The following is a 24416-nucleotide window of genomic DNA, read 5'->3' on the forward strand; positions in this document are numbered from 1 at the left end:
GATTACCCTTTGACAGCGCCCGCCATCAGGCCACGCACGAAGTAGCGGCCGGCGAGGATATAGACGATGAGCGTCGGCACGGCGGCGATCATCGCCGCCGCCATGTTGACATTGTATTCGACCACCCCGGTCGAGGTGTTGACGACATTGTTCAGCGCCACCGTCATCGGCATGGAGTCACCGGTGCCGGCGTAAGCCGAGGCAAACAGGAAGTCGTTCCAGATATTGGTGAACTGGTAGATCACGGTGACGACGATGATCGGCAGCGAGTTCGGCAGCATGATGCGGCGGAAGATCTGGAAGAAGCTGGCGCCATCGACCTGGGCGGCCCGCACCAGTTCGGTCGGGAAGGCCTCGTAGAAATTGCGGAAGAACAGGGTGGTGAAGCCCAAGCCATAGACGACATGGACGAAGACCAGATTGACCGTCGGATTGCCGAAGCCGAAGTTCCAGCCGGTGGCATTCTGCAGCGTCATGCCGAAGCGGCCGAGGCTGCCGAGGATCGTCGCCATCGGCAGCAGCACCGACTGGAACGGGATGAAGCAGGCAAACAGCATCAGCCCGAACACCAGCGTGTGGCCGGGAAAGCGCCATTTGGTCAGGACATAGCCGTTCAGCGCCCCCATGATGGTGGAGATCGCGACAGCCGGCACCACCATCTTGATCGAGTTCCAGAAGTAACCCTTGATGCCGGCGCAGGTGAGCCCCACACAGGTCTCGCCCCAGGCCTTGATCCAGGGATCGAAGGTCGGCGATTGCGGCAGCGCCAGCATGTTGCCGTTCTGGATCTCGTCCATGGTCTTGAACGAGGTCGTCAGCATGACGAAGAGCGGCATCAGGTAGAGGATCGCGAAGATCACCAGCAGGCCGTAGATGACGATGCGGCCGATCCAGCGGGCATTGTTGTTGCTGTCGTTCCTGTCGTCGCTGGCCTGCGAAAGCGTTGCTGCCGAGGTTACTGTTGAAGAGGTCAGACTGCTCATCGCGCCTTCTCCTTCAGTTCGGAATAGAGATAGGGCACGATGATCGCCGAGATGGTCATCAGCATGATGATGGCGCTGGCCGAGCCGACGGCCATCTCGTTGCGCTTGAAGGTGTATTCATACATGAAGTTCGACGGCAGCCAGGCCGAGCCGCCGGGGCCGCCCGAGGTCAGCGCCACCACCAGGTCATAAGACTTGATCGCCATATGGGCGAGCACGATGAAGGCGGAGAGAAAGATCGGCCGCAGCAGCGGGATGACGATGCGGCGGTAGAGCTGGAAGGGCGAGGCGCCGTCGATCTGGGCGGCCTTCATGATCTCGCCGTCGATGCCGCGCAGGCCCGCCAGGAACATCGCCATGACGAAGCCCGACGCCTGCCAGACGCCGGCGATGACGACGGTGTAGATGACGAAGTCCTTGTTCTTGATCCAGTCGAAGTGGAAGCTCGTCCAGCCAAAATGGTGCAGCGTCTGTTCCAGCCCGAGGCCGGGATCGAGGAACCATTTCCAGGCAACGCCTGTCACAATGAAGGAGAGCGCCATCGGATAGAGGAAGATCGGTCTGAGCAGACCCTCGCCGCGGATCTTCTGGTCGAGCAGGATGGCCAGGAACAGACCGAGCGCCAGGCAGATGCCGATATAGAGAAAGCCGAAGATCGCCATATTGGTGATCGAGGTGTACCAGGAGGACGGCGGATCGCTCTCGAAGGTCCAGCGCCACAGCCGCTGATAGGCGCGCGCTCCCGTCAGCGCATAAGACGGAAAGGTCTTGGAATTGGTGAAGGACAGATAGGCCGTCCAGACGATGAAGCCGTAGACGAAGATGATGGTGATGACGAAGCTCGGCGCCAGCACGATCTTCGGCAGCGCATCCTGCAGTCGGCCCCGCAGCGAGATCCCCGTCGATTGCCGCGGCGTCAGAACCGGATCGGTGGTCGCAACTGTGCTCATGGAATGTCATCTCCCCTACATTCTCGGCCCCACATGATCGGCGCGGCGCCTGAAGCTTCCCCGCGACGATGCGGGGAAGCGTTTGTCACAATGGTCTCAGCGGGCGTCGTCGATCGCCTGGACGAGCTGCTTGACGGCCTCGTCGGAGGTCTTGATCTGGCCGTGGACGAACTTCGAGACGACATCCTTATAGGCATTGGCGATGGCCGGAGGAGCGCCGTAGCCTTGCGCCAGCGAGCCGAACAGCGTGCCGCCCTCATTGGCGGCCTTCAGGTCGGCGATGCCCTTCTTGCCGCAGGCGTCGAAGTCGGTATCGGGAACATCGGTACGAGCCGGCACCGAACCCTTGACGACGTTGAAGGCCGACTGGAAGCTCTTCGACAGCGTCGCCGTTGCCAGCGCCACCTGCGCCGCCTTGCGGTCGTCGGGGACGTTGAACATGCCGAACATGTCGGAGTTGTAGATCACGCTGCCGTCGGTGCCGGGGAAGCGGTAGCACAGGAAGTCGGTGTCCGGCGTCTTCTTGGCGGCGACGAATTCGCCCTTGGCCCAGTCGCCCATCACCTGCACCAGCGCGTCACCCTTGATGACCATGGCGGTGGCGAGGTTCCAGTCGCGGCCCGAGAAGTTCGGGTCGACATATTTGATGATCGTCGCCAGATTGTCGAAGGACTTCTTCATCGTGTCGGACTTCAGCGATTCCTCGTCGAGGTCGTTGAAGGCCTTCTTGTAGAACTCCGGACCGCCGGTCGACAGTACGATGGAATCGAACATCGTCGCTTCCTGCCAGTTCTGGCCGCCAAGGGCGAGCGGGATGACACCGGCGGCCTTGGCCTTGTCGAGCAGGGCGATCAGATCCTCGAAGGTCTTCGGCTGCGTGCCGCCGATCTTGTCCATCACAGCCTTGTTGATCCACAGCCAGTTGACCGAATGCACGTTGACCGGGGCTGCAACCCATTTGCCGTCATAGACCGAGAACTTCTGCAGCGCTGCCGGCACCGACTTGTCCCAGCCTTCCTTCTTCGCCGTCTCCGTCAGATCGCCCATGACGCCGGCCTGGGCATAATCGAGCACGGTATAACCCAGCATCTGCGAGGCTGTCGGATAGGTGCCGGCCGCAACCATCGCCTTCAGCGCCGTCATCGCCGCGTCACCGCCACCGCCGGCAACAGGAACGTCCTTCCAGGCAAAACCTTCCTTCGACAGATCCTGCTTCAAGACGTTCAGCGCCGCTGCCTCACCGCCAGACGTCCACCAGTGCAGCATCTGCACTTCCTTCACGTCGGCAGCCTGCGCCGCACCGAGGCCAGCCATCATCACGACGGCAACAGCCGCCGAGCTCAAAAACTTGCGCATGAATTTCCTCCCATTTGAAGATCGGCGGCGGGCCCTCCCTGCCGCCCGATGTTTTCCGCCCGTTGGCGGTCGACATACAGCCGCGCTCCTCCGCGCGGTTGCTAATTTAAAACGTTATAAGTCACGGGTCGTCAAGCCCTTTCTCGACTCCCGAGAAAATATAGTCATTTCGATATCCGATTGAATTTTATAGTAATTATCATACTAGCTAACAGGTGGTGAAAATTTAAAACGTTTTCATTCCTCGATTGCGCGCCTGAGTCATCGTGTTATTGTATCGCCAATTCCAGCACGGAAAGCCGAGAGTGACCGAACCGTCCCGGCCGCGACGCGGCGAAAATCTCGATATCACCCACAAGCGCGACAAGCCGACCTTGCGAACGATCGCGACGATCGCCGGCCTGGCCGTGACGACGGTGTCACGGGCGCTCTCCGATGCACCGCAGATTTCGCTGGAGACCCGCCAGCGTGTGCACCGTATCGCCCGTGAGATCGGCTATCTCCCTGATCGGGCCGCGCAGCGCCTGAAGACCGGCCGCACCAACGTCATCGCCATCCTGCTGGATTCGCACGAAGAAGTGGTCGGTTTCAGCACCTCGATCATGTACGGCATCGCCAAGGCATTGAAGGAGACCTCCTACCATCTCGTCGTCGCCCCGAACTTCCTGTCGACGACCGATGTCGAGGCGGCCGAATACATCATCCGCAACCACCTCGCCGACGGGCTGATCTTTACTCGGACCGAACCGCTCGACGCCCGCGTCCGCCTGCTGCTCGAAACCGGCTTTCCCTTCATCTGTCATGGCCGCACGGAATTTTCGACGCCGCACCCCTATGTCGACTACGACAATTTCAGCTTTGCCTATGAGGCCACACGCCGGCTGATCGCCAAGCAGCGCAGAAAGGTGGCGGTGATCCTGCCACCGAAACGGCTGACCTTCTGCCAGCATATCCTGCACGGCTTCATGACGGCGGTGCGGGAGGCAGGCATTGCCTATGAGATCCCCGAAACCGTCGATCTCGATACGCCGGCGGATGTGCTGCGCGATTTCATCTGCAGCCGCGCCGCCGCTCCGGATGCGCCCGATGGCTTCATCTGTCCCGGCGAAGTCTCCGCACTCGCCGTCATCAGCGGCATGAGCGACGCCGGCCGGACACTCGGGGTCGATTACGATATCGTCGCCAAGGAAACGTCCCGCCTTCTCACCCAGTTGCAGCCGAAGGTCGATACGATCCACGAGGACCTGACGGCGGCGGGCGAGGATCTCGGACGTATGCTGCTGCAGCGCATCAACAATGTTGACCTCGAAGATTTGCATCTGCTGCTGCCGCCGCAGATCAATTTCCCGATCGGTTAACCCCTCTGAAGGCTCGTGCCTCAAGGCTATTCCCAACAGGCGTGATTTGTCCTAGAAGCACGCCGTAATCCGGTCGCAGCCCACCCGGTCAAAACAAGGGATCCAAAATATGAAAACCATCGTCGTCTGCTCCGGCGGACTCGACTCCGTTTCGCTTGCCAACAAAATAGCGGCGGAACAACAGCTTATCGGCCTCGTCTCCTTTGACTACGGCCAGCGGCATCGCAAGGAACTCGACTTCGCCGCCCGGTGCGCCGCACGCCTTGCCGTCCCCCACCATATCATCGACATCGCCGCCATCGGCGGCCATCTCAGCGGATCGGCCCTGACCGATAATGTCGAGGTTCCGGACGGCCATTATGCCGAGGAGACCATGAAGGCCACGGTGGTGCCGAACCGCAATGCCATCATGCTGGCGATCGCATTCGGCCTGGCGGCTGCCCAGAAAGCGGATGCCGTCGCCGTCGCCGTGCACGGCGGCGACCACTTCATTTACCCGGACTGCCGGCCCGGCTTCATCGACGCCTTCCAGCGCATGCAGAACGAAGCGCTGGACGGTTATGCCAGCGTCAAACTGCTTGCACCCTATGTCGAGGTTTCCAAAGCGGCGATCGTGATCGACGGCGCGAAACACAGCACACCCTTCGCAGAGACTTGGTCCTGCTACAAAGGCGGCAGGCTCCATTGCGGACGCTGCGGAACCTGCGTGGAGCGCCGCGAAGCGTTCCATCTTGCCGGCATTCCCGATCCCACCGAATACGAAGACCGCGATTTCTGGAAAGCGGCGGTGTCGCAATATTCTGCCACGGAGGTGCGTTGATGTACCGCATCACCAAGGAGTTTCATCTCTCCGCCTCGCACCAGCTGGATCACCTGCCGGCCGATCATCAATGTGCCAGGCTCCACGGCCACAACTATGTCGTGGTCGTCGAGCTCGCTGCCGAAAGCCTGAATGATGACGGCTTCGTTCGCGACTATCACGACCTCTCGCCGCTCAAACGCTATATCGACGAAACCTTCGATCATCGCCACCTGAACGACGTCTTCGGCCACTCGAAAGTCACCTCCGAATTCCTGGCAAAGCACTTTTACGACTGGTGCAAGCAGCGTTTCCCGGAAACATCGTCCGTCCGCGTCAGCGAGACGCCGAAGACCTGGGCGGAGTACCGGCCATGAGCGGCGAGACCATTCGCGTCAGCGAGATCTTCGGCCCGACCATCCAGGGCGAAGGCGCTCTGATCGGGTTGCCGACCGTGTTCGTCAGGACAGGCGGCTGTGACTATCGCTGTTCCTGGTGCGACAGTCTTCACGCGGTCGACAGCGCGTTCCGGGATCAATGGATTCCGATGGCGGCCGATGCAATCTGGCAGGAGGTCACGAAGCTCTCCGGAGGTAAGCCGATGACGGTTACCCTTTCCGGAGGCAATCCGGCGATCCAACCTCTGGGGCCGCTGATCGAGCTCGGCCATTCCCAGGGATACCGCTTCGCGCTGGAAACGCAGGGAAGTGTGGCCCGGAACTGGTTTCGCGATCTCGACATGCTGGTCTTGAGCCCCAAGCCGCCGTCAAGCGGAATGCTGACCGATTGGGACCAAATCGATAACTGTCTTCGGCTCAGCGCCGGCGGGCCGGAGATCGCATTGAAAATCGTCGTCTTCGACGATGCCGACTATGCGTTCGCTCAAGAGGTGGGTAAGCGTTATCCCTATATTCCCTTGTTCCTCCAACCGGGAAACCACACGCCGCCGCCACCCGATGACGACGACGCCCGCATCGATATCGACGGCGTGATGGATCGGATGCACTGGCTTGTCGACAAGGTAACGGCCGACCGATGGTTTAAGGCCCGCGTGCTGCCGCAACTGCACGTGCTGTTGTGGGGAAACAAGCGAGGGGTCTGAGCTACCTGCCCTGAAAACCTTTCGTTTTACGCAATTCCCGGCAAAAGCGCTTCGTGCTTTGCCTGGGAAAACCGCTTCACACTTTTCCTGGAATTGCTTGCTCCGGAAAGGCGAAGACATCGACAGGCTCTCCGAGCCCGCGCAGCGGGAAGGTGCCGAGACTGTCCATGTCTTCCGCACAGCCCGCCATTTCGACGAAGGCCCGCGACAGCAGCACCGGACGCTTGACCTCCTTGGTCAGGCTTTCCAGCCGCGAGGCGACATTGACCGCCGGGCCGATGACGGTGAAATCCAGCCGCCGGCGCGAGCCGATATTGCCGTACATGACGTCGCCGACATGTACGCCGACGCCGTAGCGCAGCGGCTCGCGTCCGTTGCCCGCATACTGCTGGTTCAATTGCGCCATCAACGCCTGCCCTTCGCGGATCGCCTGCAGCAGATCGTGACAGGCCGTGTCCTTGCTCAGCGGGAAGATCGCCAGCAATCCGTCGCCCATGAATTTCAGGATCTCTCCGCCATAGCGTTCGATCGGGTCGGACATGGCGTCGAAATAATCATTGAGCAGATGGATGACATCGTCACGCGGCCAGAGATCGGAGATCGCCGTAAAGTCGCGCAGGTCGCAGATCATGATTGCCGCGCCGACGGTGGCGCCGCTGCCGCGCGTCGTGACGCCCGACAGGATCTGTTCGCTCGCATGCGGACCGACATAGGTCTGCAGCAGCGTGCGCGCCATGATGTTCTTCAGGCGGATTTCGCTGACAAGGGTCAGGGCCGGCAGGAGATCGCGCAGGAAATCGACATAGTCGCTCGTAAAACCGCCCGGCCGGCTGGTGGAAAATGTCACAACATGCCGTTTGCCGAAGGTGTGCTCGACCGGCCAGGCGATATACTCGGTCAGGCCGTCATCATGCAGTTCCTGATAGAATGAATCCAGCTCGCCGTCGGCCTTGCCTTCCAACTGTTTGCGGACCTCCTCCGCACCCTGATGGATCGCGTTGACGGGACTGTTCAGGAACTCCGGCGTGTTTTCGACACCATAGGCGAATGTGTTGATCTTGGCCTCCGCCAGGCCTTCCTTCCAGAGGATGCGGGCACCGATCCATTGCGGATGGTTCGTCCGGAAATGCAACGTCGCCCGCGCCACCGGCACCCCTGCCGAAAGCAGCTTCTCGCACATCTCCACCAGGATGTTGTCGATGAACCGCTCGCCGCGCGTCTCGTTCACCAGCCAATCGAGGATACGTCTCCTGCGGATCGGCCAGACGCCCCCCTCCGCGTCGACGGCAGTCCCGGCTTTGTTTGGAAAAGACGACATTAAAAACTCCGCTGCGCCACATCATCGGCGGGTGCCGAATTCGGTTTCGCTGAATGTGGGCGATAGGGAAGCAAATGATAAGGGGCAGACCGCAATCAAGTCTCAGAAATCCCAATCCTCGTCCTCGGTCGCAACCGCCTTGCCGATGACATAGGAGGAACCGGAGCCGGAGAAGAAGTCGTGGTTTTCGTCGGCATTCGGCGAAAGCGCAGACAGGATCGCCGGATTGACCTTGCAGGCCTCGGAGGGGAAAAGCGCCTCGTAGCCGAGGTTCATCAGCGCCTTGTTGGCGTTGTAATGCAGGAACTTCTTGACGTCCTCGCTCAGCCCGACGCCGTCATAGAGCGCCTCGGTATATCTCGCCTCATTATCATAGAGCTCGAGCAGCAGGTCGAAGGCGAAATCCTTGATCTCCTGCCGTCTCTCCTCGGAAAGCCGCTCCAGCCCGCGCTGGAACTTGTAGCCGATATAATAGCCGTGCACCGCCTCGTCGCGGATGATCAGCCGGATCATGTCGGCCGTATTGGTGAGCTTGGCGCGGCTCGACCAGTACATGGGCAGGTAGAAGCCGGAATAAAACAGGAAGCTTTCGAGGAAGACGCTGGCGACCTTCTTCTTCAACGGATCACCGGAGCCGTACTGCTCCATGATCAGCGTCGATTTCCGCTGCAGGAATTCATTCTCCTCCGACCAGCGATAGGCATCGTCGACATCGGGTGTCGAGCAGAGCGTCGAAAAGATTGAGGAATAGGAGCGGGCATGCACCGCCTCCATGAAGGAGACGTTGGAAAGCACGGCCTCCTCATGCGGCGTCGCCGCATCCTCCATCAGCCTGACGGAACCGACACCGTTCTGGATCGTATCGAGCAGCGTCAGCCCGGTGAAGACGCGGATGGTCAGCTGCTGCTCGGCCGGCGTCAGCGTCGCCCAGGAGGGAATGTCGTTCGAGAGCGGCACTTTCTCCGGCAGCCAGAAATTGCCAGTGAGCCGGTTCCAGACTTCGAGATCCCTATCGTCCTCGATGCGGTTCCAGTTGACGGCGCGCACCCGGGAGGCGGGTTTGATTTGCATGTTCATAAGGTGGTCCTTCCTGAGAAGTCGGTGTGCGCAGCGCCCTCATCCGCCTGCCGGCACCTTCTACCCGCTGGGAGACTTGCGGCAGCGTCATCGCCTCTCCCCGGCGGGGAGAGGGTTAGGGTGAGGGGCCTCTGGCTCGAAGGCCGAATTCAAATCATAGCGTACAAGACACGCAGCCCTGCACCTCGGTGCCGGACAGCGCCATCTGGCGAAGGCGGATGTAGTAGATCGTCTTGATGCCCTTCTTCCAGGCGTAAATCTGCGCCTTGTTGATATCGCGCGTCGTTGCCGTATCGCGGAAAAACAAGGTCAGCGACAGGCCCTGGTCGACATGCTGGGTCGCCGCCGCATAAGTATCGATGATCTTCTCCGGCCCGATCTCGTAGGCGTCCTGGTAATAATCGAGATTGTCGTTGGTCATGAACGGCGCCGGATAATAGACGCGGCCGATCTTGCCTTCCTTGCGGATCTCGATCTTCGAGACGATCGGATGGATCGAGGAGGTCGAGTGGTTGATGTAGGAGATAGAGCCTGTCGGTGGCACCGCCTGCAGGTTCTGGTTATAGAGGCCGGAGGCCATCACCGCCGTCTTCAACGCCACCCAGTCTTCCTGCGTCGGAACGAGGATTCCGGCATCGTCGAACAGCGCCTGCACCTTTTCGGTCGCAGGCTTCCATTCCTGCTCCGTATATTTGTCGAAATAGTCGCCGGAGGCATATTTCGAATTTTCGAAGCCCTTGAAGCTCTGGCCGCGTTCGACCGCCAAAAGGTTCGAGGCGCGGATCGCGTGATAGGTCACCGTATAGAAATAGATGTTGGTGAAATCGACGCCTTCCCTGGAGCCGTAGAAGATGCGTTCGCGGGCGAGGTAACCGTGCAGGTTCATCTGACCGAGGCCGATCGCATGGCTCTCGTCATTGCCCTTCTCGATCGAGGGAACCGAGGAGATGTGGCTCATGTCGGAAACGGCCGTCAAAGCCCGGATCGAAGTCTCGATCGTCTTGCCGAAATCGGCGGAATCCATCGCCGCGGCGATGTTCAGCGAGCCGAGATTGCAGGAAATGTCCTTGCCGAGATATTTGTAGGAGAGGTCGTCGTTGTATTCGCTCGCCTCGCTGACCTGCAGGATTTCCGAGCAGAGATTGCTCATCGAGATGCGCCCGGCGATCGGGTTCGCCCGATTCACCGTGTCCTCGAACATGATGTAAGGGTAGCCGCTCTCGAACTGGATTTCGGCGATCACCTGGAAGAATTCGCGCGCCTTGATCTTCTTCTTCGAGATGCGGGCGTCCGCGACCATCTCGCGATACTTTTCCGTCACCGAAATCTCGGTGAAAGGCACGCCATAGACGCGTTCCACGTCATAAGGTGAAAACAGGTACATGTCCTCACTATTCCTAGCGAGCTCGAAGGTGATGTCCGGCACGACGACGCCGAGCGACAGCGTCTTGATGCGGATCTTCTCGTCGGCATTTTCGCGCTTGGTATCGAGGAAGCGCATGATGTCGGGGTGGTGGGCGTTCAGATAGACGGCACCCGCCCCCTGGCGCGCGCCGAGCTGGTTGGCATAGGAGAAACTGTCTTCAAGCAGCTTCATCACCGGGATGATGCCCGACGACTGGTTTTCGATCTGCTTGATCGGCGCGCCCGCCTCACGGATGTTGGTCAGCGACAGCGCCACGCCGCCGCCGCGCTTCGACAATTGCAGCGCCGAATTGATCGATCGGCCGATCGATTCCATATTGTCTTCGACCCGCAGCAGAAAGCAGGAGACCAGTTCGCCACGCTGCTTCTTGCCGGCATTGAGAAAGGTCGGCGTCGCCGGCTGGAAACGGCCGGAAATGATCTCGTCCACTAGGTCGCGGGCAAGTGCCTCGTCGCCGCGCGCCAAGGCCAGCGCCACCATGCAGATGCGGTCCTCATATCGCTCGAGATAGCGCTTTCCGTCGAAGGTCTTCAGCGTGTAGCTGGTGTAATATTTGAAGGCGCCGAGGAAGGTCGGGAAACGGAATTTCCTGGCATAGGCCTCGTCGAACAGATCGCGGACGAAATTGAAGGAATACTGGTCGAGAACCTCCTGCTCGTAATAACCCTCGGTCACGAGGTAATCGAGCTTTTCCCTGAGATTGTGGAAAAACACCGTGTTCTGGTTCACATGCTGCAGGAAATATTGCTTGGCTGCCAAACGATCCTTGTCGAGCTGGATCCGCCCCTCATCGTCATAGAGGTTCAGCATCGCGTTCAGCGCGTGGTAGTCGACCGCATCAGCCGCTTTCAAAGGGCGTTCGCCGGCGGGATGAGCAAAAGTGTTATGCGGTTTTGCGCCCGCATCCCGCGTCAGAGTTGTTCCCGTGTCCAAAACCGTTCCATTCCGTGTTTGACGTTGGCGAGGTCGTCTTCGGTGCCCAGCAGCTCGAACCTGTAGAGGTAAGGTACCTGGCATTTCCGCGAGATCACGTCGCCGGCGAGCCCGTATGTCTCGCCGAAATTGCTGTTGCCCGCGGCAATCACGCCGCGGATGTGTCCTCGGTTTTCCGCATCGTTCAAGAAACGGATCACCTGCTTGGGAACGGCCCCCTTGCCGCCGTCGCCGCTATAGGTCGGCACGATCAGCACGAAGGGTTCGCGGATATGGAACGCGTCTGCACCGCTTGAGGGAATGCGCGCCGCGCGCAGTCCGAGCTTGGCGACGAACCGATGGGTATTCTCGGACCGGCTGGAATAATAGACGATCAGCCCCATCGCTTTTCCGATCAGGAAAGTGCGCTGATCATGTCGGGACGGAAGCCCGCCCAATGCTGCTCGCCGGCGATGACGACCGGAGCCTGCATGTAGCCAAGGCTGCGGACGCGATCGAGCGCTTCGGCATCCTGCGAGATATCGACGATGTCATAGTCGACGCCCAGCCGGTCGAGGGCGCGGTAGGTGGCGGTGCATTGGACGCAGGCAGGCTTGCTGTAGACGGTAATGGTCATGATATTCCTCGTGACGACGCGATTGGGACGCAGGACATCGATCGGAAATCTCTTGATATCCGTCGAAAAACACTCTGATGTTTTGCAGCTATGCGGCTCGTTCAGCCGCCGGGCGTGATCCGCCCTCTTGGTGCGGGCGGCGGCCTGGACTGAGATACTGACATGACTTCACCCCGAAGTGACTCAATGCGAAGGTTTCGGGGGCGAAGGTTCGGGCCTGCGAAACGCGATGCGGAGACATCCCCGCAGCCATGCAACGCGACCATCCGGACACCCCGCCCGTGGACGTTTTGTTCGAGGCAGGTCTCCTGGCTCACGGGTCAAAGCACCCTGCCCCAGCCTTCCCGGAGCATCATGCTCCAGTGACCTGAAATCGGACAGTTGCTCACCGCTTACAGTTGCGGGGGCAGCTCCGGCATTGCCGCGCCATGATGGCGAAGCGCACCGAATTCCCGTCTTAGCCGCCGATCCTCACGAATCGACGGAACCTCGAACACTAGATATAGTACCTCAATCCAAATTCGCGTCAACGGATGGTTTTTGCCTTGCGTTACGACAGGTTTGAAATTGCTGTATTCCTGTGAAAAACAGGGATAACCAAAGCTTAAAGAAAGCAGGCTGTGGAGAAAGCCTTGATGAGAGCCGGCTATGGCCGGCGCCAAGATTTCGATTCGAGATCACGCCCGAATCGTCGATGGGACATCCCGCCGGTGACCCGCGATGTTATATCTTTATCCGAAGCAGCCTGAGCGCATTGATCGTCACCAGCACGGTGGCGCCGGTATCGGCGAGGATCGCCGGCCAGAGTCCGGTGATGCCGGCGATCGTCGTCACCAGGAACACCGCCTTCAGCCCGAGCGCGATGGTGATATTCTGCAGGATGTTGCGCATCGTGCGTTTGGACAGTTCGATCATCCGCGCCACGTCGCCGACGCGTCCGTGCAGCACTGCGGCATCCGCCGTCTCCAGCGCCACATCGGTGCCGCCGCCCATGGCGATGCCGATATCGGCAGCCGCCAGCGCCGGCGCGTCGTTGATGCCGTCGCCAACCTTGGCGACGACAAAGCCCTCGCGCTTCAATTCGCCAACGACCTGCTGCTTGTCCTCCGGCATCATCTCGCCGCGCCAGTCGATGCCGAGCATGCCGGCGACGGCCGCCGCCGTCCGCTTGTTGTCGCCCGTCAGCATCATCGCCTTGACGCCGGCCGATTTGAGCGTGGAAAGCCCCGCCTGCGCATCCTCGCGCGGCTCGTCGCGCATGGCGATCAGGCCGGCCGTGGCACCGTTGACGAGCAGCACCGATACGCTCTTGCCCTCGTCGTTCAGCGTCGTGATGCGTGCATCCTGTTCGACGCTGAGCGCCCCCCGCTCGCGAGCGGCAGGCGGCGACAGCAGATCCAGCGTCTCGCCGCCGACTTTGCCGCTGACACCCTTGCCCGGCAGTGCTTCCAGCTCGAAGGCCGGCGGCACGGGAACGCCGTCCGCCTTGGCGCGGTTGAGGATCGCCAGCGCCAAGGGATGGCTGGAACCCTTCTCCAGCACTGCGGCCCGCGACAGCAACTGCGCCTCGCTCAATCCGAAGGAAACCAGATCGGTCACCTGCGGCTTGCCTTCCGTCAGCGTGCCGGTCTTGTCGAAGGCGACCATCGTCACCTTGCCGAGCGTTTCCAGGACGGCACCGCCCTTCATCAGCAGCCCGCGCTGGGCACCTGCCGAAAGCGAGGCGGCGATCGCCGCCGGCGTCGAAATGACGAGCGCGCAGGGGCAGCCGATCAGCAGGATGGCAAGGCCTTTATAGACCCATTCACTCCAGAAGCCGCCGAGCAACAGCGGCGGAGCGACCGCAACGAGTGCGGCGACCACCACCACGCCGGGCGTGTAATAGCGCGAGAAGCGATCGATGAAACGTTCCGTCGGCGCCTTGGATTCCTGCGCCTCCTCCACCAGCTTGACGACACGGGCAATGGTATTATCGGCAGCGGCCGCCGTGACGCGAACCCTGAGTACCGCATCGCCATTCACCGTGCCGGCAAAAACGACGGCATCGACACCCTTGCGCACCGGCGTGCTCTCGCCCGTCACCGGCGCCTCGTCGATCGCGCTCTCGCCCGAGACGATGATGCCGTCCGCCGAGATGCGGTCGCCCGGACGCACCATGATGATGGCGCCGACGGCGAGGCTTTCCGCCGGCACTTCGCGCGTCTGGCCATTGTCTTCGAGCAACGCGTTCTTCGGCACCAGGGCCGTCAGCGACTGGATGCTTTCGCGCGCCTTGCCCGCCGCCACGCCCTCCAGCAGCTCGCCGACGAGGAACAGGAACACGACGGTTGCCGCTTCCTCGCCGGCATTGATGATGACGGCGCCGACGGCGGCGATCGTCATCAGCATCTCGATTGAAAACGGCGTTCCCGAGAAGGCAGCCATGACCGCGCGCCGCGCGATCGGCACCAGGCCGACCAGCATGGCGATGATGAAGGCGTAGGAGGCGATCGCAGGCACCAGATGGCCGATGGCATAGGCGGCAATCAGCGCCGCACCTGAAAGGATGGTCAGTCTGCCCTTCTTGCTCTGCCACCAGGGACCGGCCATCAGCGCATGGTCGTGCCCATGCAGACCTTCGATTTCCTTCCCGCCGCGGGCATGGCCATGATCATGGCCCGCATGATCGTGATTATGACCTTCGTGATCGTGATGGTCATGGCCCGCGTGATCGCCGTGGTCGTGATGATCGTGCGCGCCACGGTCATGCGCGGGTGCTGCGTTTCCGGCAAAGGGCGAGACCGAATAACCGAGCCCCGTCACCTTCTTCTCGATCGCCTTGAGGTCGCTGCTGCCGTCATGCCGGACGGTCATCGTGCCTGCCATCACCGAGACGGAAACATCGGCGACACCGGCAACGCGTCTGACCGCGGTATCGATCTTGGTCGCACAGGAGGCGCAATCCATGCCGCCGACCCGGTATCGTGTCTCGCTCGTCTCAACCATCATCCGCTTCCTTGTCAAACAGAAGCATCCCTCCTACATCCTCTAGCGACTAGAGGTGCAAGAGAGAAATCATGAAAAAGATCACGATCGGTGAAGCTGCGCGCCGGAGCGGCGTCAAGGTGCCGACGGTGCGTTACTATGAAAGCATCGGCCTGCTCGCGGCCCCGAGCCGCAGCGAAGGCAACCAGCGCTCCTTCGAGCCCACCGATATCAACCGCCTCGCCTTCATCCGCCATGCCCGTGAACTCGGCTTCGAGATCGAGGCGATCCGCACGCTGCTCACCCTGCAGGACGATCCGCACCAATCCTGCGCCTCGGCCGACGCCATCGCCAAGGCCCGCCTCATCGAGGTCGAGCAGCGCATCCGCAGCCTGATGGCGCTGAAGGCCGAGCTCGAAACCATGGTGGAAGGCTGCGGCCACGGCCGCGTCGACCAATGCCGCGTCATCGAGGTGCTCGCCGATCACGGCCAGTGCACGCATCCGCACCACTGATCCCTGCCCTTGCAGGCAATCCCAGCCCGCGCCAAAACTGCATGCAGACAGAATCGGGCGAGATATCAATGAACCAGAAGCAGATTGCCATCATTGGCGGCGGCCCGGCGGGCCTTGCGGCCGCCGAACTGCTCTCGCTCTCCGGTCATGCGGTGACGGTCTACGACGCCATGCCGACCCTCGCCCGCAAATTCCTGCTGGCCGGCAAGTCGGGTCTCAATATCACCCATTCCGAGGATTATGCCCGCTTCACCACACGCTTCGGCACCGCCGCCGCCCCTCTGCGCCCCGCGCTCGATGCCTTTACCCCTGACGATATCAGGGATTGGGCCACGGGCCTCGGGACCGAGACCTTCGTCGGCTCGTCCGGCCGGGTCTTTCCGACGGTGATGAAGGCGTCTCCCTTGCTGCGCGCCTGGCTCAGGCGATTGGAGGCGCAGGGCGCCACGCTGCGCACTCGCCATCGCTGGATCGGTTTTGCCGACGAGGGTTACACTTTCGAAACGCCCGAAGGGCGCAGCATCGTCTATTGCGACGCAGCCCTGCTGGCGCTCGGCGGCGCAAGCTGGCCGCGCCTCGGCTCCGATGCAAGCTGGCTGCCCTGGCTCTCGGAGAGGGGCGTGGAGATCGATGCCTTCCAGCCCGCCAATTGCGGCTTCGTCGTCGACTGGAGTCAAAACTTCAGCGATCGTTTCGCCGGCGAGCCGGTGAAGTCGGTCACCGCCACATCGGAAACCGGCACCTTTCCCGGCGAATTCGTCATCACTGCAAGCGGCATCGAGGGCAGCCTGGTCTATGCCCATGCGGCGAGCCTCCGCGACCAACTGCTGAACCGTGGCTGCGCTGTCCTGACGCTCGACCTCGCCCCGGGCCGAACGATCGAAAGGCTGACCCACGACCTCAAGCGGCAGGACGCCAAATCGAGCTTTTCAAACCGCCTGCGCAAGGGAGCCGGCCTCGACGGCGTCAAGGCGGCGTTGCTGCGCGAACACGCTCCCGAGCGCGACCGGACCGATCCGGAACGTCTTGCCGGCATGATCAAGGCCCTGCCGGTGCCGGTGATCGAAACCCGGCCGATCGCCGAGGCGATCTCGTCGGCGGGTGGCATCCGCTGGAGCGGCGTCAACGAAGACTACATGTTGAAGGCACTGCCGGGCACTTTCGCCGCCGGCGAGATGCTCGACTGGGAAGCGCCGACAGGCGGCTATCTCCTCACCGCCTGCCTGGCGACCGGCCGGGCGGCCGCGCGCGGCATCGAGGCCTGGTTGCGGCGCTAGGTTCGGTGGTCGCAGCGCTTGGACAAGCTTGCTGCTCAATCGGCCGCCAGCGCCGGCCGATTGCCAACCAGCCGCTTTTCCATCAGACTATGCTGACGTTCGGTGGGAGGAGCCGATGCACGAACACTCAGCACACGCCGAGCACGTCTACACGTCTGCCCAGCGCGATTCCGCCGCAGCCAGTTCCCCGGTTGTTGCCTCATGGCGGCGATGCATGACCATGCATCAGCTCGCCCCCGAGGACGCACGGGCGCCGTTGCGCCTTACCGACCAGGAATTCCAGAGCGCGCGCGAGCAGTCCGAGCAGCTGATCGCCAGCGCGACGGAAGAGCTCGACCGTCTCTTTACGACAGTGGGCAAAGCCGGCTGCTGCCTGCTTCTAACCGACAAGAACGGCATTGCCCTGGAGCGCCGTGGGGCTGCCGGCGACGACAAGGAATTCCGCGAACTCGGCCTCTGGACCGGCTCGGTCTGGACCGAGGCGAGCATCGGCACCAATGGCATCGGCACCGCCCTTGCCGACGAGCGCGCCGTCGCCATCTTCCGCGATCAGCATTTCTTCTGCACAAATACCAGCCTCAGCTGCACGACGGCGCCGATCCGCGATCATTGTGGCCGGCTGGCCGCGGCTCTCGATATTTCCACCTGCCGCGACGACGTCAACGAGATGACGCTGGCGATCCTGACGCAGACCGTGCGGGATGCGGCGATGCGCATTGAGCTCAACCTCTTCCGCTCGGCCTTTACGGGCGCCCGCTTCCTGATGGTCCCGGCCGGCGCCAATTCCGCCGCCGCCCTGCTTGCCGTCGACAGGCACGATCTGGTGCTCGGGGCGACGCGCGCCGCCCGCATCGCGCTGCAGTTGGACGACAAGCGCATCGCCGCCGGCATTCCGGCCGCCGATGCCCTGCATGAGGCCGGCGTTTCCCAGCAGGACGAGATCGTCGAGGCGGAAAAGGCGGCGCTGCTGCGGGCTCTGTCGCGTGCCGGCGGCAATGTTTCGCAGGCAGCCATAGCACTCGGCATCAGCCGCGCCACGCTGCACCGGAAGATGAAGAAGCTCGATCTCCACTGATCGGGCTGAAGGTTCCGCTGCTGCGGCAATCGTGAGCCCCTCCTGTCGCAGGTCTGCGACAGTGTGCGCTGCGGTATTGATCCCCCACCCTGTTCCCTTCGACAAAACACGCACATTTTCCTCCCACTGGTTCGTTTGGGAACCTGGATCATCATGGGAGGATGACATGCTTCATCAGAAAATCGTCGAGTCGCCATTCAAGCTGAAATACGGCAACTATATCGGCGGCGAATGGCGCGAGCCGGTCGAGGGCAAATATTTCGAAAACCTGACACCCGTCACCGGCGGCAAGCTCTGCGACATTCCCCGCTCCAATGAAAAGGACATCAATCTTGCCCTCGACGCCGCCCATGCGGCTAAGGAAAAATGGGGCCGCACCTCCGCCGCCGAGCGCTCCAACATCCTCATGAAGATTGCCCAGCGCATGGAGGACAAGCTGGAATTGCTCGCCCAGGCCGAGACCTGGGACAACGGCAAGCCGATCCGCGAAACCATGGCCGCCGACATTCCGCTGGCGATCGACCACTTCCGCTACTTCGCCTCCTGCATCCGCGCCCAGGAAGGTTCGATCGGCGAGATCGACCACGATACCGTCGCCTATCACTTCCATGAGCCGCTCGGCGTCGTCGGTCAGATCATCCCGTGGAACTTCCCGATCCTGATGGCCACCTGGAAGCTGGCGCCGGCACTCGCCGCCGGCAACTGCGTCGTACTGAAGCCCGCGGAGCAGACACCCGCCTCGATCCTGCTGTGGGCCGAACTTGTCGGCGATCTCCTGCCGCCGGGCGTGCTCAACATCGTCAACGGCTTCGGCCTCGAAGCCGGCAAACCGCTGGCGACCAGCCCCCGCATCGCCAAGATCGCCTTCACCGGCGAAACGACGACCGGCCGGCTGATCATGCAATATGCCAGCCAGAACCTCATTCCGGTGACGCTGGAGCTCGGCGGCAAATCGCCGAACATCTTCTTCGCCGATGTGATGGCCGAAGACGACGATTTCCTCGACAAGGCGCTCGAAGGCTTTGCGATGTTTGCCCTCAACCAGGGCGAAGTCTGCACCTGCCCGAGCCGCGCCCTCGTCCAGGAATCGATCTATGACCGCTTCATGGAAAAGGCCGTCAAACGCGTCGAGGCGATCAAGCAGGGCAACCCGCTCGACAGCGCGACGATGATCGGCGCCCAGGCCTCGTCGGAGCAGCTGGAAAAGATCCTCGCCTATCTCGACATCGGCAAGCAGGAAGGCGCCGAGGTGCTGACCGGCGGCGCGCGCAACGATCTCGGCGGCGAACTGGCGAACGGCTACTACGTCAAGCCGACGATCTTCAAGGGCCACAACAAGATGCGTGTGTTCCAGGAGGAGATCTTCGGACCGGTGGTTTCGGTCACGACCTTCAAGAACGAGAAGGAAGCGCTCGAAATCGCCAATGACACGCTCTACGGCCTCGGCGCCGGTGTCTGGAGCCGCGACGCCAATCGTTGCTACCGTTTCGGCCGCGAGATCCAGGCCGGCCGCGTCTGGACCAACTGCTACCACGCCTACCCGGCTCATGCCGCCTTCGGCGGCTACAAGCAGTCCGGCATCGGCCGTGAAACCCACAAGATGATGCTCGAGCATTACCAGCAGACCAAGAATATGCTGGTGAGCTACAGCCCGAAAGCACTCGGCTTCTTCTGAGAGCAGCCAATGGTGATATGATGAAAGCCTTCTCCCCGACACGGGGAGAAGGTCTTATCTTTAGAGCACCACGCATTCCGTAGGACGCTCTAACACATTGAATTTGCCTACAATCTTTCCGAAAATCGATCCGATTTTCGGGGTTATGCGCTGGAGGAGACAGCCATGGAAACCACCGTCAACGGCGAAGAGCGTGTTCTGGCAACCGACACAGCCCTCGATTTGATCGCAGAAATCAAGCGGGATCATCCCGAGATCCTCTTCCACCAGTCCGGCGGCTGCTGCGACGGCTCCTCACCCATGTGTTATCCGGCCAACGAATTTACGATCGGCGACAGCGACGTCAAGCTCGGCGAGATCGGCGGCGTACCGGTCTATATCAGCGCCAGCCAGTTCGAGGCGTGGAAGCATACGCAGCTGATCATCGACGTCGTACCCGGCCGCGGCGGCATGTTCTCTCTCGACAATGGCCGGGAGAAGCGCTTCCTCACCCGTTCCCGCCTCTTCGGCGGCGGCGAGGCTTGCGCAGTACCTGACGTGAAGGTCAGGGCGGTTTAATGCCGTCGCCTTATCGAGTACGAATTTTGCCTGTAGTATTCCCATAGTACCTGCTCTCCACAGCTCTTTGCTACTCTCCGCCAGTTGGTTTCAAAGGGAGGAAACGATGCCAGCCTCAAAGATCCTGATGATAACAGGTGATTTCACCGAAGATTACGAAACGATGGTGCCGTTCCAGACGCTGCTCGCCTGCGGCTACACGGTCGACGCCGTGTGCCCCGGGAAGAAGGCCGGCGATACCGTCGCCACCGCCATCCACGATTTCGAGGGCGACCAGACCTATTCCGAAAAACGCGGTCATAATTTCGCGCTGAACGCCACCTTCGACAGCGTGCGCGCCGAAGATTACGATGCGCTCGTCATCCCCGGGGGCCGCGCACCCGAGTATCTTCGCCTCAATGCCGACGTCATCAAATCCGTGCGGCACTTCTTCGACGCCGGAAAACCCGTCGCCGCTATATGCCACGGCGCGCAGCTGCTTGCCGCTGCCGGCGTTTTGAAGGGCCGCACCTGCTCGGCCTATCCCGCCTGCCGGCCGGAAGTCGAACTTGCCGGCGGCATTTATGCCGACATATCAATCAGCGATGCAGTCTCGGACGGCAATCTGGTCACGGCGCCCGCCTGGCCGGCGCATCCGTCGTGGCTGCGCCAGTTTATGGCCGTACTCGATGCCGCAGCCCTGCTGGAAACCAACGCCGCCTGAGAAGGGTGACACGGGGAGGACGACATGTGTGAACTGTTCATCAAGGCGGATGCGCGACTTTGGGAAAGCGCCACCCGGTCGCTGCGCATCGATGGCATGGTCACCAGCGTCAGGCTGGAGAACTTCTTCTGGTCGAAGCTGGAGGAGATCGCCCGGCGCGACGGTATGAATGTCGTCCAGCTGATCACCCGGCTCCATCATGAATCGATCGATGCCGGCCATGATCTCGGCAACTTCACGTCCTTCCTGCGAGTCTGCTGTGCCCGCTATCTCGACCTGCAGCTCACCGGCGACATTCCGGCAGACGTCAGCCGTCCAATCTCCGGCCTCGACGCACCTGTCATCCTCGGCCGCGAACGGGCGAAGTATCATTGAAAGCCAGGCCCGACAGGACTATCGGGCAATGAGAACGGAACTGCCCGCGGATAGCTTCGCCGGCAGTTCCGCAAGACGTCTCGACATTACCCCTGCGGTGGTCTTGCACTGCGGCGCAGGCTGGATCAACAATGCGCGGCATCGTCCAGCACCGGCACCATCAGGAGATCGATTGCCATGAATAGCCAGAAAGCGGTGATCGTCACCGGAGCCGGCGGCAACCTCGGCAGCGCCGTTGTCCGCGAGCTTGCGAGCGCCGGCGCGAAACTCGTCTGCATGAACCGTTCGAGTCAGGAACTGGAAGCCTTGGCCGTCGATCTTCCTGCCTCTACCGAGTTTCTGTCGATCGCGGGGACGGATCTCACCGACTATGCCTCCTGCGCTGCCGCCGTCGCCCGGGCCGTCAAGCGCTTCGGCGGCGTTGGCGCCTTGGTCAATACCGTCGGCGGCTTCCAGATGGGACCGGTCGGCCCGGATGCCCCCGCCCAATGGGACACGATGATGACCGCAAACGCCCGCACTGCGCTGACGATCAGCGCCGCAGTTCTCCCGACCATGAAGGCATCAGGCTACGGCCGCATCGTTCATGTCGCTGCCGCGCCCGGCCTGAAGGCCGGCGCCAATCAGGCCGCTTACGCCGCCTCGAAAGCCGCCGTCATCCGGCTGACGGAAGCGCTCGCCGCCGAATGCCGCGACGACCGCATCACCGCCAACTGCATCCTGCCCGGGACGATCGACACGCCTGAGAACCGCGCCGCCATGCCCAATGCGAAAACGGACGGCTGGGTATCGCCGCAATCGATCGCCCGCCTCATCGCCTTCCTGATTTCGCCGGCCGCAGCCGTCGTCACTGGCGCAGCAATCCCGGCGACCGGCCGCGAATAATAGAAGACGCGGCGTGAGCGGCAGCCGCAACGCGCTGCAACCGCCCGCGCCGAGCTTTGACCGGGTCTCACCTTACCCTCTGTTTCGGCGGCAGTCCCTTGTCGGGAGCAATGGGTGATAAGAATAGGGAGACCTGCAAGTTTTAGTCAGTGACACACGATCTGGCTTGAGCTTCGCTTCGCCTTGAGGCAGCCTCGTCTCCGCCTGCTCATGTGACGGGCACAAGACAGCAGGCGGACACAATGGTCTTGAGGATCGCATTGCGGCGGCATTTGCCAGAAGGCGGGTGGTTTCGATGACGGACGGTCCGGCATTGCGCGCTGTCGGCGCAAGCAGCCTGATACGCGAGGAATGGTTCCTCGGCGTCAGCGTCGCGACGAGCTTGGCGTTTCTTGTTTTCCAGGAGCAGCTCTTCGGGCAGCTTTCCGATCCGCTTTGGTTCACTGTCGTTTTCGCGTGGCTGTTCGCTGCCGTCCTTGGTTCCGCTCTGTCGGTTGTCCGGCACGCGGATCATTTGGCGGAGCGGCTGAAGGAGCCTTACGGCACGCTCATTCTGACACTTGCCATCACCTCAATCGAGGTGATGGCAATATCAGCCGTCATGCTTCACGGCGAAAACAATCCGACGCTTGCGCGCGACACCCTGTTTGCGGTCGTCATGATCATTCTGAACGGCATGGTCGGCCTGTCCTTGCTGCTCGGCGCCTGGCGGCGACCGGAACAGCAGCATAATTTGCAGGGCGCCAACGCCTATCTCGGAGTGATCGTGCCGCTGGCGACCTTGAGCCTGGTGATGCCGACATTTCTTGCAGGCCCGGACGGACAGCATCCGTCGGCAGCAAGACAACTGATACTGGGCGTCATATCGGTCGGCCTTTACGCCACGTTTCTGTTTCTGCAGACCGGCCGCCATCGGGACTATTTCGCTGACGACACCGACCGTCACGAACCTCGCGGCGGACATGTCCCTCACCATGGACCGGTCTGGCCTCATGCCATTCTGCTTGTCGCCTATATGGGGCCTGTCGTCTTCCTGGTCGAACAGCTTGCGCGGCCGATAGACTACATCATCGAAACCCTGCACGCGCCAACCGCATTTGGCGGTGTTGTCATGGCCGTCCTTGTCGCGACGCCCGAGGCAATCAGCGCCGTGCGTGCATCCATCGCCAACAATCTTCAGCGTTCCGTCAACATCTTCCTTGGTTCGGTATTGTCAACGATCGGGCTGACGGTGCCGGCGATGCTTGTTGTCAGTCAACTCTACGGACACCCCGTGACACTCGGCCTGGAGCATGGAGATCTGGTGATGCTGCTGCTCACTCTTGCGGTCAGCATCATCACCTTTGCCAGCGGCCGCACGCATCTGATGCAGGGTGCCGTCCACCTGGTGCTTTTCCTGGCTTACGTGCTGCTCATTTTCCAGCAATGACACCAGGCCGTGCAAGACCAGGAAGGCAAAGGGTTCCGCGCCACCGCTGTCTTCCGCTATGCTGACAAAGGCTATTGCACCGCTTGCAGGCATTGCACCGCGGGATAGACGTGACGATACGGAGACTGGACTTGAGCTCACTGTTGCTTGGCGGGCTTGTATTTGTTTTTCTGTCGGCGGCAACATCGATAGGAATGATGGTGCGCGGCCGCTTGCCCGATCATCATCTCAGCTCGGAATCCAAGGACGTCATCAGGCTGGCGACCGCGGTGGTGGGGACGCTGTCCGCCTTGGCGCTCGGCCTGCTGATCGCATCCGCCGAATCGGCCTATGACAATGCCGAGGTGGAAATGAGAACGGCGGCAGCGCGGGTTCTCCTGCTGGATCGCGTCATGGCGCAATACGGCCCGGAAACCGACGATGCGCGCCGGCTGCTGCGCCAACTCATCGAAAGACGGCTGAGCCGCGGCTGGACTGCCGAGACCACCGACGCGTCGTCCGGCAAGGCACTTGGAGAATATCAGGATATCGAGGCCGTTCAGGGCGACCTTCGATCCTTGTCGCCCAGGGATGCCGTCCAGCGCTCTCTCCAGACGCGCGCTCTTGATGTCAGCGGCATGGTGGCGGAAACCCACTGGCTGCTGGTCGAATCCGGCAGCGAGGGCCTGCCCTGGGCATTTCTCGCCGTTCTCGTCTGTTGGCTCTCCCTGCTTTTTGCGACTTTCGGATTGCAGGCGCCACCGAACCCGACGGTGATGTCAATTCTCCTTGTTTGCGCTCTCTCTGTCGCCGGCGCGGTCTTCCTGGTCTCGGATATGGCCAATCCGTATATCGGGCTGGTCCGCGTTTCCGACGCACCCTTGCAGTCCGCCATAGAACGGCTCGGGAAACCGTAACCGCGGTACACGCCCCGGCCTCGGCTAGTCCGGCCCCAACACAGTTCAATTGTGCACCAAGGGCTATTGCAATTTTTAGCAATGCCGCGACATAATATCGCATGCCTAAAACCTTCGGCAGGTCGATTGGGGGCCGCCGTCGAGGC

At 61.5% G+C, this 24416-nt stretch carries 23 protein-coding genes and 1 riboswitch; of the genes, 14 read left to right on the top strand and 9 right to left on the bottom strand.

Going from position 1 to position 24416, the window contains the following annotated elements; genetic code table 11:
• Positions 1-2: 2 nt before the first annotated feature.
• From QMO82_RS20370 to QMO82_RS20380, 3 genes are all read right to left on the bottom strand, one after another.
• Positions 3-983 (bottom strand): carbohydrate ABC transporter permease, encoded by a 981-nt coding sequence (locus QMO82_RS20370; protein ID WP_183610639.1) that lies wholly within the window; start codon positions 981-983, stop codon positions 3-5.
• Positions 980-1933, bottom strand: coding sequence for a carbohydrate ABC transporter permease (locus QMO82_RS20375; RefSeq protein ID WP_105005730.1), 954 nt, complete (start codon positions 1931-1933; stop codon positions 980-982). The genes QMO82_RS20370 and QMO82_RS20375 overlap by 4 nt, the downstream gene beginning before the upstream one ends.
• Before the next feature lie 96 nt (positions 1934-2029).
• A complete protein-coding gene (locus QMO82_RS20380) occupies positions 2030-3289 on the bottom strand; it encodes an ABC transporter substrate-binding protein (RefSeq protein WP_275037925.1) in 1260 nt (419 codons plus the stop codon).
• A gap of 305 nt (positions 3290-3594) precedes the next feature.
• Between QMO82_RS20380 and QMO82_RS20385 the strand changes: the two genes are divergently transcribed.
• From QMO82_RS20385 to queE, 4 genes are all read left to right on the top strand, one after another.
• On the top strand, positions 3595-4647 hold the full coding sequence (locus QMO82_RS20385; RefSeq protein WP_183610633.1) for a LacI family transcriptional regulator: 1053 nt from the start codon (positions 3595-3597) through the stop codon (positions 4645-4647).
• A gap of 109 nt (positions 4648-4756) precedes the next feature.
• Positions 4757-5467 carry a 7-cyano-7-deazaguanine synthase QueC gene (queC, locus tag QMO82_RS20390; protein ID WP_183610632.1) on the top strand — a complete coding sequence of 237 codons (711 nt, stop codon included), beginning with the start codon at positions 4757-4759 and terminating at the stop codon, positions 5465-5467.
• Positions 5467-5823 carry a 6-carboxytetrahydropterin synthase QueD gene (gene queD / locus QMO82_RS20395; protein ID WP_183610631.1) on the top strand — a complete coding sequence of 119 codons (357 nt, stop codon included), beginning with the start codon at positions 5467-5469 and terminating at the stop codon, positions 5821-5823. Before queC ends, queD begins: the two co-directional genes overlap by 1 nt.
• Positions 5820-6548 (top strand): 7-carboxy-7-deazaguanine synthase QueE, encoded by a 729-nt coding sequence (queE, locus tag QMO82_RS20400; protein WP_183610630.1) that lies wholly within the window; start codon positions 5820-5822, stop codon positions 6546-6548. The genes queD and queE overlap by 4 nt, the downstream gene beginning before the upstream one ends.
• A 76-nt stretch (positions 6549-6624) precedes the next feature.
• Here the strand turns inward: queE and QMO82_RS20405 are convergent, their stop codons facing one another.
• The 6 genes from QMO82_RS20405 to QMO82_RS20430 all read right to left on the bottom strand — a co-directional run bounded on the left by QMO82_RS20405 (position 6625) and on the right by QMO82_RS20430 (position 14903).
• Positions 6625-7866: an adenylate/guanylate cyclase domain-containing protein gene (locus tag QMO82_RS20405; RefSeq protein ID WP_183610629.1), complete on the bottom strand. Its 1242-nt coding sequence runs from the start codon at positions 7864-7866 to the stop codon at positions 6625-6627.
• A gap of 102 nt (positions 7867-7968) precedes the next feature.
• Entirely contained in the window at positions 7969-8943 is a 975-nt protein-coding gene (nrdF, locus tag QMO82_RS20410; protein ID WP_183610628.1) for a class 1b ribonucleoside-diphosphate reductase subunit beta, read from the bottom strand.
• Positions 8944-9097: 154 nt separating this feature from the next.
• Entirely contained in the window at positions 9098-11302 is a 2205-nt protein-coding gene (gene nrdE, locus QMO82_RS20415; RefSeq protein ID WP_183610627.1) for a class 1b ribonucleoside-diphosphate reductase subunit alpha, read from the bottom strand.
• The gene (gene nrdI / locus QMO82_RS20420; protein ID WP_183610626.1) at positions 11281-11685 is read right to left on the bottom strand and encodes a class Ib ribonucleoside-diphosphate reductase assembly flavoprotein NrdI; all 405 of its coding nucleotides are present in this window, start codon (positions 11683-11685) and stop codon (positions 11281-11283) included. Before nrdI ends, nrdE begins: the two co-directional genes overlap by 22 nt.
• A gap of 11 nt (positions 11686-11696) precedes the next feature.
• Positions 11697-11918 (bottom strand): glutaredoxin-like protein NrdH, encoded by a 222-nt coding sequence (nrdH, locus tag QMO82_RS20425; RefSeq protein ID WP_018243700.1) that lies wholly within the window; start codon positions 11916-11918, stop codon positions 11697-11699.
• Positions 11919-12198: 280 nt separating this feature from the next.
• Positions 12199-12425: riboswitch (cobalamin riboswitch) on the bottom strand.
• A 216-nt stretch (positions 12426-12641) separates the two neighbouring features.
• On the bottom strand, positions 12642-14903 hold the full coding sequence (locus QMO82_RS20430; protein ID WP_183610625.1) for a heavy metal translocating P-type ATPase: 2262 nt from the start codon (positions 14901-14903) through the stop codon (positions 12642-12644).
• A gap of 71 nt (positions 14904-14974) precedes the next feature.
• Here QMO82_RS20430 and QMO82_RS20435 point away from each other — a divergent pair, with 71 nt between their 5' ends.
• The 10 genes from QMO82_RS20435 (at position 14975) to QMO82_RS20480 (ending at position 24270) form a co-directional block, all read left to right on the top strand.
• Complete coding sequence (locus QMO82_RS20435; protein WP_183610624.1) at positions 14975-15397, top strand: helix-turn-helix domain-containing protein; 423 nt, start codon at positions 14975-14977, stop codon at positions 15395-15397.
• Positions 15398-15465: 68 nt separating this feature from the next.
• Positions 15466-16674, top strand: coding sequence for a TIGR03862 family flavoprotein (locus QMO82_RS20440; RefSeq protein ID WP_183610623.1), 1209 nt, complete (start codon positions 15466-15468; stop codon positions 16672-16674).
• Positions 16675-16789: 115 nt separating this feature from the next.
• A complete protein-coding gene (locus tag QMO82_RS20445; protein WP_183610622.1) occupies positions 16790-17749 on the top strand; it encodes a helix-turn-helix domain-containing protein in 960 nt (319 codons plus the stop codon).
• Between the two features lie 166 nt (positions 17750-17915).
• Complete coding sequence (gene adh, locus QMO82_RS20450) at positions 17916-19424, top strand: aldehyde dehydrogenase (protein ID WP_183610621.1); 1509 nt, start codon at positions 17916-17918, stop codon at positions 19422-19424.
• Positions 19425-19589: 165 nt separating this feature from the next.
• On the top strand, positions 19590-19982 hold the full coding sequence (locus QMO82_RS20455) for a DUF779 domain-containing protein (RefSeq protein WP_183610620.1): 393 nt from the start codon (positions 19590-19592) through the stop codon (positions 19980-19982).
• Positions 19983-20088: 106 nt separating this feature from the next.
• A complete protein-coding gene (locus QMO82_RS20460) occupies positions 20089-20685 on the top strand; it encodes a DJ-1/PfpI family protein (RefSeq protein WP_020051778.1) in 597 nt (198 codons plus the stop codon).
• A gap of 24 nt (positions 20686-20709) precedes the next feature.
• Complete coding sequence (locus tag QMO82_RS20465) at positions 20710-21060, top strand: ribbon-helix-helix domain-containing protein (protein WP_105007475.1); 351 nt, start codon at positions 20710-20712, stop codon at positions 21058-21060.
• Positions 21061-21237: 177 nt separating this feature from the next.
• Complete coding sequence (locus QMO82_RS20470) at positions 21238-21945, top strand: SDR family NAD(P)-dependent oxidoreductase (RefSeq protein WP_183610577.1); 708 nt, start codon at positions 21238-21240, stop codon at positions 21943-21945.
• A gap of 295 nt (positions 21946-22240) precedes the next feature.
• The gene (locus QMO82_RS20475) at positions 22241-23374 is read left to right on the top strand and encodes a calcium:proton antiporter (RefSeq protein ID WP_183610578.1); all 1134 of its coding nucleotides are present in this window, start codon (positions 22241-22243) and stop codon (positions 23372-23374) included.
• Between the two features lie 131 nt (positions 23375-23505).
• Positions 23506-24270 (top strand): DUF4239 domain-containing protein, encoded by a 765-nt coding sequence (locus tag QMO82_RS20480; RefSeq protein WP_183610579.1) that lies wholly within the window; start codon positions 23506-23508, stop codon positions 24268-24270.
• The last annotated feature ends 146 nt before the right edge of the window (positions 24271-24416 follow it).

The sequence above is a fragment of the Rhizobium sp. BT04 genome, from assembly GCF_030053135.1.
GTDB lineage: Bacteria > Pseudomonadota > Alphaproteobacteria > Rhizobiales > Rhizobiaceae > Rhizobium > Rhizobium binxianense.